This is a genomic window from Rhizobium sophoriradicis (assembly GCF_003939025.1).
Lineage (GTDB): Bacteria > Pseudomonadota > Alphaproteobacteria > Rhizobiales > Rhizobiaceae > Rhizobium > Rhizobium sophoriradicis.
In genome coordinates this window covers 168,630-182,441 of the sequence record NZ_RQIH01000005.1, presented here as the reverse complement: position 1 = coordinate 182,441, position 13,812 = coordinate 168,630, and the positions used below count along the sequence as shown (strand labels likewise).

Sequence of the window (13,812 nt, the reverse complement as noted above, 5' to 3'; positions counted from 1 at the left end):
CTTTGCGCTTTAGAGGCCAATTCGGTGGTGGCTACTTGAGCCGGAAGCCGTTGCCATGCCCTTGACGGATGCCGGGGATGACTTACTCTGCCTCAAGCACCCTCGGAGCATTCCATGACGCAGTCCCTGCTGTTCGGCGCCTTCCTGGCGGCGCTTTTCTACGTGCTCATCCCCGGACCCGCCTTCCTGCAGCTGCTCGGCATCGGCGCCGGGCAGGGGCGTAAGGCCGGGGCCTTCTTCATGATGGGGCACCTGGTTGGGGATCTGATCTGGTCGTCGCTGGCGCTGATCGCGATCGTCGGCGCGAAGACGATCGGGACTTTCGTCTTCGATCTGCTCGGCCTCGCCTGCGGTTTCTATCTTGCCTGGATCGGCTGGAGCGCGGTCAATGCCAGGCCGAAAGCGGAGGGGCAGCCGCTTGTCATGGTCGAGCGGCCGTTTCGCCGCGGCCTGATCTTCGGCGTCACCAATCCGAAGGGTTATCCGGTGGCGCTCGCCACATTCACCGCGCTGGTCGCCGGCTCCGCCGGCGCGCTCCATTTCGAGGCGTTGCCGGTGCTTCTCGGCGTGTCCTTCGTCGGTTTCGTGACGGCCGACATCATCCTGATCGGCATTATCGGCGCCGGCGTGGTGCGGCGCTTCTATCGCGCCCACGAACGGCTGATCGTGCGCTGCTCCGGCGTCCTCTTCATGGGCTTTGCCGCCCAGGCGCTATGGCACGCGACGCCCGGCCTCATCGGCTGGCGCAAGGCCTGATTCAGCCATCCAGGAAATTGACGATCGATTTCAGCGTCTGAACTTCGTTGGGATCGCCGATCGACATGGCGACCTGCAGCTGGTTTTTGTAATAATCGAGGAAATTGAAGCTGGTGCCGTCGGTGACACTGGAGAGGTCGAGGATGTTGCCGAGCGGATCGATCGCGTGCATCGGCAATGGCTCGGAGATCGCGGCATAGGTGTTCTGATCGATCAGACCGCTGTCGAAGCTTTGGCGCGCGTAAGTGCGCAGCTCTCCGGGGCTGACCGCAGTAAAATCAGGCCCCTCGTCGGGATTGTCTTCGATCTGGAACGAGACGGGGGCCGGAGCTTTGATCTCGATGTGAATATCGGCAGTCTTCGAATTTTTTGCGTTATTAGGGTTGTTTTTAAATAGCAAACTCTGAGAAGACCGCAGGGAAAAAATTTCCATGTCGCATGTCCCCTGGCAGGAAGATCGCCGGAAAACTAGCGCTTGTGCATGATTCGCGTCAATCGTTAACAATTGGTTAATTTGCGCGCGACGAAGCTTGTCCACCAATTTGGCTGACGTGCATCAGGTGGCCGCCGCAACATACCAATTCCATGGCGGCTCTCCTATATTGAACCATCCATTCGCATACCAAAAGGAATTCTCCCATGCCTTCTCCCCATGATTTCAATCCGGCGCTCACCAATTGGGACGGTCTCCACGGCCTGCCGCGTTTCAACGCCATCGACGATGGCGATTTTGCTGCCGCCTTCGACGCGGCGCTGGCCGTGCACGAAAGGGAAATCGACGAGATCGCCGGAAACAGCGATGCCCCGACCTTCGACAATACGGTCACGGCGCTGGAGATTGCCGGCGATGCGCTGTCGCGCGTCTCGGCGCTGTTCTGGAGCAAGGCTGGGGCGCATACCAACGATGTCATTCAGTCGCTGGAGCGCGAGATTTCGCCGAAGATGTCGCGCCACTATTCGAAGATCGGCATGAATGCCGCGCTGTTCGCCCGCATCGACACGCTCTGGGAGAACCGCGAGAGCCTCGGCCTGACGCTGGAACAGAAGCGGGTGCTGGAACGCCATTGGAAGGGCTTCGTCAAATCGGGCGCCAAGCTTGAGAAGGCCGAGCAGGAGAAGCTTGCCGCGATCGACGAAAGGCTTGCCGGCCTCGGGACGCAGTTCGGCCAGAACGTGCTCGCCGACGAGAACGCTTGGGCGCTGGTACTTTCCGACGGCGCCGAACTCGACGGATTGCCGGAATTCCTGCGCGATGCGATGGCGGCGGCGGCGCGCGAGCGCGGCGAGGAGGGCAAATATGCCGTGACGCTGTCACGTTCGGTCATCGAGCCGTTCCTCACCTTCTCGGAGCGTAGGGATTTGCGCGAGCAGGCCTTCAAGGCCTGGGTGGCGCGTGGCGCAAACGGCGGGGAAACGGACAACCGCAGCGTCATCAAGGAAACGCTGGCGCTGCGCCAGCAGGTGGCGAGCCTGCTCGGCTACGGCAATTTCGCCGAGCTGAAGCTCGACAATACGATGGCGAAGACGGCGGATGCGGTGAACGGCCTGCTGAAAGCGGTCTGGGCGCGGGCGGTGAAACGCGCCGGCGAGGAGGAGATCGACATTGCGACGCTGATCGCCGAGGAGGGCCGGAACCATGAGGTGATGCCCTGGGACTGGCGCCACTATGCCGAAAAGATCCGGACGCGGAAGTTCGATTTCTCCGAGGCCGAGCTCAAGCCCTACCTGCAGCTCGAAAAGATCATCGACGCCTGCTTCGATGTGGCCAATCGGCTGTTCGGCATCCGTGCGATCGAGATGAAAGGCGTGCCGGCCTATCATCCCGATGTCAGGGTTTTCGAAATCAGGGACCGTGACGACAGGCTGGTCGCCCTCTTCCTCGGCGATTACTTCGCCCGCAGCTCGAAACGATCAGGCGCCTGGATGAGCTCGCTGCAGTCGCAGCACAAGCTCGAACTGAAAAACGGCCGCCATGGCGAGTTGCCGATCATCTACAATGTCTGCAACTTCGCCAAACCGGCCGAGGGCAAGCCGGCGCTGCTGTCGCTCGACGACGCCCGCACATTGTTCCACGAATTCGGCCATGCGCTGCACGGCATGCTTTCCAACGTCACCTACCCCTCGGTGTCGGGCACCGGCGTCTCCCGCGATTTCGTCGAATTGCCCTCGCAGCTCTATGAGCATTGGCTGACGGTGCCCGCCATCCTCAAGGAATATGCCGTGCACTTCGAAACCGGCGAGCCGATGCCGCAGAAGCTGCTCGACAAGGTGCTGGCCGCCCGCACCTTCAACGCCGGCTTCAACACCGTCGAGTTCACCTCGTCGGCGCTTGTTGATATGGCCTTCCATACGCGCGAAGTGGTCGAAGACCCAATGGCGGTGCAGGCCGAGGTGCTGGCCGAGATCGGCATGCCGAAATCAATCGTCATGCGCCACGCGACACCGCACTTCCAGCATATCTTCTCCGGCGGCTATTCGGCAGGCTATTATTCCTACATGTGGTCCGAGGTGCTCGACGCCGATGCCTTCGCCGCCTTCGAGGAGACGGGGGACGCCTTCAATCGCGAGATGGCGCGCAAGCTGAAGGAAAATATCTATTCCGTCGGCGGCTCGGTCGATCCGGAGGACGCCTACAAGGCCTTCCGCGGCAAGCTGCCGAGCCCGGATGCGATGCTTGTCAAAAAGGGACTTTCGACCTTCGAGGAATTGACAGGCAGCGACGCCTAAGACAATTTGATGACAGACTGTGATGCGGCGGGGCGACGGCCTTGCCGCAGCTTTTGCGCGTTCCCCTCTTTCGCAAACGCAAAAAAAACTGTATGGACGCCCCAAACCAATAGGCGCGTCCTCAAGAGCGTGCGCCGCAGCCTCAGAGATTTCACATATGGCACTTCGCAATATCGCGATCATCGCGCACGTTGACCATGGCAAGACGACCCTGGTGGATGAGCTTCTCAAGCAGTCCGGCTCGTTCCGCGAAAATCAGCGTGTCGCTGAACGCGTGATGGACTCGAACGATCTCGAAAAAGAACGCGGCATCACCATTCTCGCCAAGGCAACCTCGGTCGAATGGAAGGGTGTCCGTATCAACATCGTCGATACCCCCGGCCACGCCGACTTCGGCGGTGAAGTCGAGCGCATCCTCTCGATGGTGGACGGAGCGATCGTTCTCGTCGATGCCTCCGAAGGTCCGATGCCGCAGACGAAGTTCGTCGTCGGCAAGGCGCTGAAGGTCGGCCTTCGCCCGATCGTCGCGATCAACAAGATCGACCGTCCGGACGGTCGCCATGAAGAAGTCATCAACGAAGTCTTCGACCTCTTCGCCAATCTCGACGCGACCGACGAACAGCTCGACTTCCCGATCCTCTACGGTTCGGGCCGCGACGGCTGGATGAACGTCAATCCCGAAGGTCCGAAGGATGAGGGTCTTGCGCCGCTTCTCGACCTGGTGCTCAAGCATGTTCCGGAGCCGACCGTCGAGGAAGGCCCGTTCCGCATGATCGGCACGATCCTTGAAGCCAACCCCTTCCTCGGCCGTATCATCACCGGCCGCATCGCATCGGGCTCGATCAAGCCGAACCAGGCCGTCAAGGTTCTCGGCCAGGACGGCAAGCTGATCGAAACCGGCCGAATCTCCAAGATCCTCGCCTTCCGCGGCATCGAGCGCACTGCGATCGATGAAGCCCATGCGGGCGACATCGTCGCGATCGCCGGCCTCTCCAAGGGTACCGTTGCCGACACCTTCTGCGATCCGGCCGTCTCTGAAGCCATGAAGGCGCAGCCGATCGACCCCCCGACCGTGACCATGTCCTTCATCGTCAACGACAGCCCGCTGGCCGGCACCGAAGGCGACAAGGTGACCTCACGCGTCATCCGCGACCGTCTCTTCAAGGAAGCGGAAGGCAATGTTGCCCTGAAGATCGAAGAAGCCGAAGGCAAGGATTCGTTCTACGTCTCCGGCCGCGGCGAACTTCAGCTCGCCGTGCTCATCGAAACCATGCGTCGCGAAGGCTTCGAGCTTGCCGTGTCGCGGCCGCGCGTCGTCATGCACAAGGATGAAAGCGGCCAGCTGCTCGAGCCGATCGAAGAAGTCGTCGTCGACGTCGACGAAGAACATTCCGGTGTCGTCGTGCAGAAGATGTCGGAGCGCAAGGCCGAAATGGTCGAGCTGCGTCCGTCGGGCGGCAATCGTCTTCGCCTGCGTTTCTATGCACCGACCCGCGGCCTGATCGGCTACCAGTCGGAGCTGCTGACGGATACGCGCGGCACGGCGATCATGAACCGCCTGTTCCACGACTACCAGCCCTATAAGGGTGCGATCGGCGGCCGCGTCAATGGCGTGCTGCTCGCCAACGCAGCCGGCGAAGCCGTCGCCTATGCGATGTTCAACCTGGAAGATCGCGGCCCAATGATCATCGAGCCGGGCGAAAAGGTCTATGCCGGCATGATCATCGGCATCCACTCGCGCGACAACGACCTTGAGGTCAACGTCCTGAAGGGCAAGCAGCTCACCAACATCCGCGCCGCCGGCAAGGATGAAGCGGTCAAGCTGACGCCGCCGATCCGCATGACACTTGATCGCGCGCTGTCCTGGATCCAGGACGACGAGCTGATGGAAGTGACGCCAAAGAATATTCGTCTGCGTAAGATGTATCTCGACGCAAACGATCGCAAGCGTTTCGAAAAGTCCAAAGCGGCTCTCTGAGGGCCTGGAAATATGCCTTGATAACCCCGGCCACTGAGCCGGGGTTTTTTATTGTGCGCTGCGTCGATTCCGACTTGTGACAATCGTTAAAAAAGCGTTAAATTTTGCCTGTCGTCCACATGTTAAGTCTGTGGGCAATCGGGCCGAATGCGTCATCGCGTATGGTTAATTGCCCTCGGCAGGACCAGAGTAAACGTTATGAAGACGTTGTCGATCGATGTCCGGCGGGCCGAACCGCACGATGCCCGAGCCATTTCGGAAACCCACAGGCTTGCCTGGCAGCACACCTATGCGGGGATTATTCCGCATCGCGCCCTGACGCAGATGATTGAGAGGCGCGGCGAAAACTGGTGGCGCAAGGCAACGCGCGGACCTGCGACATTGCTGGTTCTCGATGTCGCCGGCACGGTCGCCGGCTATGCGACGCTCGGGCTCAACCGCGCCCGCGCCCTGCCGCAGGAAGGCGAGATCTACGAGATCTATCTTCGCCCTGAATATCAGGGCATCGGTCTCGGCCGTATGCTGTTCGGCGAGGCGCGCCGGCTGTTGAAGTCGCTCGGCTGCAACGGGCTGGTTGTCTGGTGCCTCGAGGAAAACGAGACCGCCAGCCGCTTTTACCGCCATCACGGCGGGATCGATTTCTGCGAAGGCATGGAAAATTTCGACCACAAGCAGTTGAAGAAAATCGGCTTCATCTGGAACTGAGCCGCCCAGCCTGCAGTCCGCTCATCTCCTACTAGAATTTTGATGTGGTTGGCTGCCGACGTCATCACGCATTGGTGATCTCCAATGTTGCGTTGCCGCATGAAACTGATTATCTGGCTGCGAGCAATTCAACCTCGCAGGAGTTTCGTATGCGCATCGACGCCGTTTCCATCGGTAATAATCCCCCTGAAGACGTCAACGTTATTGTCGAGGTTCCGGTCGGCGGTCATCCGATCAAGTATGAGATGGACAAGGACGCCGGCACGCTGGTCGTCGACCGCTTCCTCTATACGCCAATGACCTATCCGGGCAATTACGGTTTCGTGCCGCACACGCTGTCGGAAGACGGTGACCCGATCGACGTGCTGATCGCCAGCACCCGCCCGCTGGTTCCGGGTTGCGTCATCAACGTGCGCCCGATCGGAGTCCTGAAGATGGAAGACAACTCGGGCAAGGACGAAAAGATCATTGCTGTGCCGTCGCCGAAGCTGACGCTGCGCTATGAGAAGGTGAAGGATTATACCGACCTTCCCGAGATCACGCTGAAGCAGATCGAGCACTTCTTCGAGCATTACAAGGATCTGGAGCCCGGCAAGTGGGTGAAGATATTCGGCTGGGGCGATTCCGGCGAAGCCGGCGCCCTTATCCTCGAGGCCATCGGGCGTGCCAAGAAGGCGAAAGGCTGATCGTTCAGCCTGAAAGTTTTTCGAGCTTTTGTGCCAAATCCTCCGGGTCACCCTCGATCCGGAGGATTTTTTTGCGCGCGGTTTCGCCGGAAACGAGGCTGACGCTGGATTTGGCAACGCCGACCGATTGGGAAACGAGCGCGATCAGCGCCTTATTGGCCTTTCCCTTTTCCGGAACGGCGGTGACGCGCGCTTTCAGATAAGTCTCGCCTTCGCTGTCCGTCTCAATGCCATCGAACGCGCCTCGCCCGCCATTCGGCGTCAGCCGAACAGTCAGGCGCAGATGATCAGCGAAGAGCCTCCAGGGAGGGCTCAAGAGACCAGCGGATAAACGGTGGTCCAGAGGAAGGTGCGCAGAAAGAAGATGATCACCAGCAGGATGATCGGTGAAATGTCGATGCCGCCGAGGTTCGGCAGCCGACGACGGATCGGCTTCAGCACCGGCTCGGTGACATTATAGAGGAACATGCCGACCGAATTGACGAACTGGTTGCTGGAATTGATGACGTTGAACGCATAGAGCCAGGAGAAAACGGCGCTGGCAATCAGGATCCACGTATAAATATTCAAAACCAAATCAATGGTTTGAAACAAGGCAAACATCGTCGTCTCCAATTGGTTGTTGACAGACATGTAGACATTGGCAACTAAACGAGCAAGTGCCGTGTGGGAACGCAGGGCAAATCATGTTTAACGGGCGGCCTTTGCAACCATTTCGGCGCCCGCTTCCTCGGACAAGGCTCATGTCGTTTTCGCCCACCGAAGACCGTTTTGCCGCGTTCCGGCATTCGTCTTACACCCGCTTCTTCTTTGCCCGTTTTCTGCTTTCTTTCTCGCAGCAGATCGTCAGCGTCGCCGTCGGCTGGCAGATGTACGATCAGACGGGCAAGGCGATCTATCTCGGCCTGATCGGCCTGGTGCAGTTTTTGCCGTCGCTGCTGCTCATCCTCGTCACCGGTTCGGTGGCCGACCGGCACAATCGCCGGGCCATCGCAGCGCTATGCTCGCTGGTGAGCGCGCTCTGCGCGCTGGCGCTGCTCATCATGGCGGCGACCGACACTTTCGCGCCCTGGCCGGTCTTTGCGGTGCTTTTGATCTTCGGCATCGAACGCGCCTTCATGTCGCCGGCGGTGCAGTCTCTCGCACCCAATCTCGTGCCGGAGCATGCCGTTTCAAATGCAATCGCCTGGAATTCATCGTCCTGGCAGCTTGCGGCGATCACCGGGCCGGTGATCGGTGGCCTGCTCTATGGTGTCAGCGCGACGACCGCCTATACAGTGGCGGTGATCTTTTCCATTCTCGGCGCGGGCCTTCTCTTCATGATCCCGAAACCGGAGCAGAAGACGGTGGGTGAGGCCAAGAGCTGGGCGATGATCCTCGGCGGCTTCAGTTTCATCCGCGCCGAAAAGGTCGTGCTCGGCGCGATCTCGCTCGATCTCTTCGCCGTGCTGCTCGGCGGCGCCACGGCGCTGATGCCGATCTTCGCCCGCGATATTCTGACGCTCGGCCCTTGGGGCCTCGGATTGCTGCGCGCCGCACCGGGGCTTGGAGCCATCGTCATGGCGATCTTCCTCGCGGCCTATCCGCTGAAACATCGCGCCGGCATCTACATGTTCATCGGTGTCGCCCTGTTCGGTATCGGCACCATCATCTTCGGCGTCTCGACCAGCACCGAGGTCTCAATTGCCGCACTCGCCCTGATGGGGGCGGCCGACATGATATCGGTCTATGTGCGTGAGAGCCTGATCGCGCTCTGGACGCCGGATCACCTGCGTGGCCGGGCAATGCGGTCAACATGGTCTTCGTCGGCGCGTCGAACGAGCTCGGCGAATTCAGAGCAGGCACGATGGCATCGATCTTCGGCGCGGTGCCGGCAGTCGTCATCGGCGGTATCGGAACGCTAGCGGTCGCGGCGATCTGGGCTTCGAGTTTCCCGAAACTGCGCCGGATCGATTCCCTCGACGCGCCCAGCGCATCGGCATAGAGCATTTCCTGGTTAGATTGAAGCATTCTGCCGGAGCAGGTTTTCGTCAGGGCTAGAGCGCGGTTGCCGGGCCGCGGCGGTCTATGCGGAAAGGGTGATCGGGGAGGCGGCTTTCGCCGTCTTGCCTTCGAAGACGATATCGAGAAATTCAGTCAGCCAGGCTTTCAGCGGCGCGTCGAACAGCATGCGGCCTTCGAGATGTTCGCGGCCTTGCTGAGCGTTCGGCAGGATGAAGCGATGGGCGCCGTGGACGACCCAGCGATGCATCATCACCCGGGTAAGTTCGGCATGGAACTGTAGACCCCAGGCATTGCCTTCGTAACGGAAGGCCTGGTTCGGGTAGGCATCGCCTTCGGCCAGCAGATCGGCGCCGTGCGGCAGCTCGAAGCCTTCGCGGTGAAAATGATAGACCATCTTCGGCCAGTGCATCAGCAGGCGGCCCTTCTCGGTCGGGTGCAGCGGATACCAGCCGATTTCCGTCGAGCCATCGGAATTGGATGCCACCTTGCCGCCGAGATGACGCACCAGCATCTGGGCACCGAGGCAGATACCCAGAAAGGGACGTTTCTCCCGTAGCGGAACCTCGAGCCAGTCGATTTCCTTCTTGATGAAGTCATCCGGATCATTGACGCTCATCGGCCCGCCGAAGATGACGGCGCCGGCATGGCCTTCGAGAGTCTTCGGTAGAGCCTCGCCGAGGACCGGGCGACGGATATCGAGGCAGTAGCCTTTTTCGACCAGCAATTGGCCCACACGGCCGGGGCTGGACCGCTCCTGATGCAGGACGATGAGGATCGGGCGCAGGTCGCGGTTCGGGTTTTGCTCAGTCGGCATCATCTTGTGCAACCTGGACATCCGTGACCCTGGCGGCGGCCTCCTGCCGCTTCTGGATGCGTTCGCGTGAGGAGACCCCGAGCAGATCGGCGATCCGCCAGATGACGTGGTCCTCCATCTCGCTGCGCTCGCCATCGGCATAAACGATGTCCCAGAGGATGCCGATCAGTTCCAGCCGTTGCTCGGTGTTGAGATGGCGCTTCAGGTCGGCGGTGAAGCGATAATAGTCGACGGCCGAGCTTTCGGCTTCGAGGCCGGCGGCCATCAAAGCATCGAGCTGCTTGCCCTCGAGCGAATACTGCTCCTTCAAGAGCTTGCGTAGCCGCTTCTTTTCGCTGGCCTTGATCTGGCCGTCGGCCTCCATGACCTGCATACAGAGTGCTGCCACTGCGATGCGCGGATCATCGGGAGCAAAGCCTTTTTTCGGACGGTCGGCGGTGAGGTTCTGAAAAAATGCCTGAAAGCGTTCGAACATGCGGTTGTCGTTCCATTTCAGAAAAGGCGGAGCCGTGTCTTGGGGTCCGGTTCCGCCCTGGAATCGCGAACGCCGGGATCATCAGGCAATCCGCCGAAAAAGGGCTTTGCCTCGTTCGGTGCCGGCGCTTTATCGCCGGTGGGCTTCGGCTTTGCCGGCGCCGGCGCGGGGCGCACAGCCTCGGCGATCGTTGCGGCCCGTTCCAGCTCGATGATGCGGTGATCGTTGACCGGGCTTTCGGACCTGACGTCATGCAGAGGCGGCAGGGTCTTCAGAGCGGTTTCGATCGCGGCGGGCGCCGAACCGTCTTCGAGCCGACCTTCGATCTGGCCGAATGGCGCCTTCCATTCGAAGGCGTCAATGCGGCCCGTCACCGGCGATACCGGCAGCCATTTGTCGGAGACGAAGCCGTCCGCCACCCAGGCGGGATCGCGCGGAGCCTTCAGCGCCTGGGCCAGCCAGTGGCGCACGCGGCCCTGATCGCCGGTCTCGGCCTCCTCGATGTCGGCAAGCAGCAGGAAGGCGGCTTCGCGCGGCTCGATGCGCGCCGCCGCTTCCGCCTTGGCCCGAGCCTTGGCGAATTCCTGCGCGTCGAGCGCGGCCTGGGCGACAACGAGGAGGGATTCGACATTGTTCGGGCGCAACGCCTCCAGCCGCTCGGCGCGCTTCAGCCGGTCGAGCGTGGAATCGCCGCTGCGGGCTCTGACATAGGTCTGGCCGATCTCGGGATGCGGCGCCGATTTCCATGCCTGTTCGAGGATCGAAGCGGCCTTGCGCAGGCCGTTTTCGCGGAACAAGGCCTTGGCGGCAATGAGGGCGGCCGGAACAAGGCCGGCGGCGAGCTTCAGCGCCTGCAGCGCGTCGTCGCGAGCGCCGGCGGGGTTGCTTTCCAGCCGCTCGCCGGCGCGCGCCGTCAGGAGCACGGCGTGCAGGCGGTTGGCTTCCGTCTTTTCGACGACGCGGGCGGCCTTCTGCTGCTCGAGCAGCCGGATCGCATCGTCCCAGTTGCCGGCCTGGCTGCGATATTCGAGCGTCGCCTGAGCGGCCCAGGGCAGATAAGGCGCGTTGTCGGCGGCCTTTTCGGCATATTGGCGGGCGGCCTCGTTGGCGCCGAGACGGCGGGCCTCGAGATAGAGGCCGCGAAGGCCAAGCTCGCGTGTTTCCGGATCGTTGGCCATGGCCTCGAACTTGGCGCGCGCCTCATCGTGGCGGCCTTCGATCAGCGCAGCCTGAGCCTCGAGCAGGTTGATCAGCGGCTCCTGATCGGCGCGGATGAGACCGCGCGAGCGCGCCGCCATCTTGCGGGCGAGAGTGGCATTGCCGGCGCCGGCGGCGATCAGGCCCGTCGACAGCGCCTGATAGCCGCGGTCGCGCTTGCGGGCGCGGAAATAGCGCGTGACGGAATGCGGCGAAGTCCAGATCAGGCGAACGAACCACCAGACGATCATCACGGCGGCAATCAGAGCGATGATCGCGCTGACGGCGACGATCAGCTTCGTCTGATAGATCTGACCCTCCCAGATCAGCGAGAGATCGCCGGGGCGATCGGCAAACCAGGAGAAGCCATAGGCGAGAAGCAGCACCAGGACGGCGAAGACGACGAGTCTGATCATGCTCTCACCCCTCCTTGCCCGTGCCGGCGACGGCCTTCGACAGCGCCCCGCCGACCAGCTCTTCGACGCGGATGCGCGCCTCCAGCGACTGCTTGAAGGCGGCGGAGGCCTGCTTTCCGGGAGCCGGCAGAGCATTCCATTCGGCGGAAGCACCGGACAGATCGCCGTTCTTCACTTTGTCCTCCAGGCGGGCGGAGATGGCTTCGACGCTTTCGCCCTCGATATTGCCGACGGGACGCACGGTCACCAGCGACTTGGCGCTCGCCATCAGTCGGTCCGACCAGCTCTGGTTCGGATCCGGCTGATTGACGGCCTCGACGATCGCGGTGGCAATGTCGGGAACCTGACGCACGAGCTCGGCGCGTGAGGGAATGCCGGTCTCGGCAAAGCTGCGCAGGTCGGCGACGGCAGGATCGTCGGGAGCGACGCCGGCGAAAGCATCAAGTTCGGCGAGGAAAGGGCCGCCGCGATCGATCGCCGCCTTGAGGGCGGCTGCCGCGATCGCCCGGGCGACGGCGACATCCTGGCGCGGTTCGTTCAGCTTCTTTTCGGCCTCGTCGAGGCGCTTGGCGATATCGGCGCCATCGCTCGTCTGCTGCTCGGAGGACTGGGTAAGTGTGGCGCGCAGCTGCTCGACCTGGCCGCTCAGCTCCGCAATCTTCTGGTTGAGCGCCTCGACATTTGCCGGGTCGCCCGACGGCGCCGCCGCGGCGTTCTTCGCAGCCGTTTCCAGCGCCGCAATGCGCGTCTCAAGCGCGCCGTCATCCGTGCTTGCGGGATTGGCGGCAAGGTTGGCGACGGTCTGTTTCAAGCCGTCGATCTCGCCGGAGAGATCGGCGATCTCAGGCGAGGCCGTCTGCGGCGCCGATGAGCCCGGAAGGTATCCGGCATATTGGATGGTGCCTGCGCCAAGCAACGCCACGAGACCGCCGAAGATGCCGGCGGCGATGAGACCGGAGGCGCCGGCGCCTTTTGACGCGGGCTGTTCGGCAGACGACGTGAAGGAAGGTTCGGCGGCCGCCGTGGCTTCCTCCGGCGCTTCCGCCTCCGGCTCGCTCTGAAGCTCGGGCTGCGACGCCGCTTCGGTTTCGGGCGGCAGATCGGCATCGGCGGCGGTGCTGTCGGCCTCGCCGGCATCAGTGTCCACCGGCTTTTCGGTATCGGCTACGGAGGCGAAATCCTGAGAATCGAGGTCGATCGTGACCGGCTCGTCGGCGCTCTTGGAATGGCGTGGCGGGGTTCCCGATACCATAAGGTCCTCTTTATCCTGCATTGCAACGAAACTAGACAGTGATGCTAGTTAAGGGAAGAGGTTAGATCAAATTTGGGCAGCTGGAGCATTCAAAGCAGCGACAAAAGGCTTATCTCATCCGGCATCGAGGAAATCGCCACAGTCTCTTTCAGGGAGGCCGGAATCGCCTGCGCTACCGCCTCGCTGAGGCAGAGAAGGCGGATTCCGCCCTGTTCCGACAAAGCCGATCGCAGCTCTGCCAGCTGAAAGAAATCCTCGGCCGTCTGCCGGGAATAGAACAGAACGGCATCCAGGCGATGGCCGGAAAAAATCGCCTTGATGTCGGCCGGGCCGGGAGCGACCGGCAGCATGCGATAACATTCGGCGACGGAAAAGCGGATGCCGAGTTCGCGCAATCTGCCTTCGAAGGTTTCTGCGCGCGGCCTGCCGGCGAGGTAAAGCAAGTCCTCCACGCTTTGGGCGCCGACGAGATCGGCGAGATCGCGGCCGTTGCCCGAAGATGCGGTGACGGTTCGGAAGCCAAGGCGCCGCGCCGCTTGCGCCGTCGTCTCGCCGACCGCAAAAATCGGGCGGTCTAGGTGCGGACCAAGTGTCTCGCCGAGAGCCGACAGGACCCTCATGGCTTCGGCGCTGGTCACCGCGATCGCTCCGCGGGTGGCGGCAAGCGCGCTGGCGGCTGCGGAACTGTCATGTTGTGGCCGACGCAGTGGCAGTAGCAGCGGCTCGTGGCCCATGTCGCGCAGACGTTGAGCGGTTTTCTCGGCCGAATGTGCGGGGCGGGTGACGAGCACGCGCATGACTG

At 61.9% G+C, this 13,812-nt stretch carries 13 protein-coding genes and 1 pseudogene; 6 read left to right on the top strand and 8 right to left on the bottom strand.

Annotation, left to right across the window (positions count from 1 at the left end; translation table 11 throughout):
- The first annotated feature begins 114 nt into the window (after window positions 1–114).
- Window positions 115–756, top strand: a complete 642-nt coding sequence (locus EFR00_RS09905; RefSeq protein ID WP_039622665.1) for a LysE family translocator — start codon at window positions 115–117, stop codon at window positions 754–756.
- A 1-nt stretch (window position 757) separates the two neighbouring features.
- On the opposite strand, the gene EFR00_RS09900 is transcribed toward EFR00_RS09905, so the two are convergent.
- Window positions 758–1,189, bottom strand: a complete 432-nt coding sequence (locus tag EFR00_RS09900; protein WP_077992172.1) for a hypothetical protein — start codon at window positions 1,187–1,189, stop codon at window positions 758–760.
- Between the two features lie 206 nt (window positions 1,190–1,395).
- Between EFR00_RS09900 and EFR00_RS09895 the strand changes: the two genes are divergently transcribed.
- The 4 genes from EFR00_RS09895 to ppa all read left to right on the top strand — a co-directional run bounded on the left by EFR00_RS09895 (window position 1,396) and on the right by ppa (window position 6,852).
- A complete protein-coding gene (locus tag EFR00_RS09895) occupies window positions 1,396–3,483 on the top strand; it encodes a M3 family metallopeptidase (protein WP_077992166.1) in 2,088 nt (695 codons plus the stop codon).
- 157 nt (window positions 3,484–3,640) lie between these two features.
- Window positions 3,641–5,461 (top strand): translational GTPase TypA, encoded by a 1,821-nt coding sequence (gene typA / locus EFR00_RS09890; RefSeq protein WP_038691791.1) that lies wholly within the window; start codon window positions 3,641–3,643, stop codon window positions 5,459–5,461.
- Window positions 5,462–5,659: 198 nt separating this feature from the next.
- Complete coding sequence (locus EFR00_RS09885) at window positions 5,660–6,166, top strand: GNAT family N-acetyltransferase (protein ID WP_009988773.1); 507 nt, start codon at window positions 5,660–5,662, stop codon at window positions 6,164–6,166.
- Between the two features lie 149 nt (window positions 6,167–6,315).
- Window positions 6,316–6,852 carry an inorganic diphosphatase gene (gene ppa, locus EFR00_RS09880; protein ID WP_077992163.1) on the top strand — a complete coding sequence of 179 codons (537 nt, stop codon included), beginning with the start codon at window positions 6,316–6,318 and terminating at the stop codon, window positions 6,850–6,852.
- Window positions 6,853–6,856: 4 nt separating this feature from the next.
- On the opposite strand, the gene EFR00_RS09875 is transcribed toward ppa, so the two are convergent.
- The gene (locus tag EFR00_RS09875; protein WP_009993317.1) at window positions 6,857–7,168 is read right to left on the bottom strand and encodes a DUF167 domain-containing protein; all 312 of its coding nucleotides are present in this window, start codon (window positions 7,166–7,168) and stop codon (window positions 6,857–6,859) included.
- Window positions 7,165–7,455: a YggT family protein gene (locus EFR00_RS09870; protein ID WP_009993319.1), complete on the bottom strand. Its 291-nt coding sequence runs from the start codon at window positions 7,453–7,455 to the stop codon at window positions 7,165–7,167. Before EFR00_RS09870 ends, EFR00_RS09875 begins: the two co-directional genes overlap by 4 nt.
- Window positions 7,456–7,595: 140 nt before the next feature.
- Here EFR00_RS09870 and EFR00_RS09865 point away from each other — a divergent pair.
- Window positions 7,596–8,836 (top strand): annotated as a pseudogene (locus EFR00_RS09865) (MFS transporter).
- An 81-nt stretch (window positions 8,837–8,917) separates the two neighbouring features.
- Here the strand turns inward: EFR00_RS09865 and EFR00_RS09860 are convergent.
- From EFR00_RS09860 to EFR00_RS09840, 5 genes are all read right to left on the bottom strand, one after another.
- Window positions 8,918–9,673 (bottom strand): glutamine amidotransferase, encoded by a 756-nt coding sequence (locus EFR00_RS09860; RefSeq protein ID WP_179363779.1) that lies wholly within the window; start codon window positions 9,671–9,673, stop codon window positions 8,918–8,920.
- Window positions 9,660–10,145: a tellurite resistance TerB family protein gene (locus tag EFR00_RS09855; RefSeq protein WP_077992159.1), complete on the bottom strand. Its 486-nt coding sequence runs from the start codon at window positions 10,143–10,145 to the stop codon at window positions 9,660–9,662. Before EFR00_RS09855 ends, EFR00_RS09860 begins: the two co-directional genes overlap by 14 nt.
- A gap of 17 nt (window positions 10,146–10,162) precedes the next feature.
- A complete protein-coding gene (locus tag EFR00_RS09850; RefSeq protein ID WP_077992158.1) occupies window positions 10,163–11,758 on the bottom strand; it encodes a heme biosynthesis protein HemY in 1,596 nt (531 codons plus the stop codon).
- Between the two features lie 4 nt (window positions 11,759–11,762).
- Window positions 11,763–13,031, bottom strand: coding sequence for a COG4223 family protein (locus EFR00_RS09845; RefSeq protein ID WP_183738738.1), 1,269 nt, complete (start codon window positions 13,029–13,031; stop codon window positions 11,763–11,765).
- A gap of 68 nt (window positions 13,032–13,099) precedes the next feature.
- On the bottom strand, window positions 13,100–13,807 hold the full coding sequence (locus EFR00_RS09840) for a uroporphyrinogen-III synthase (RefSeq protein ID WP_077992152.1): 708 nt from the start codon (window positions 13,805–13,807) through the stop codon (window positions 13,100–13,102).
- Between the last annotated feature and the right edge of the window lie 5 nt (window positions 13,808–13,812).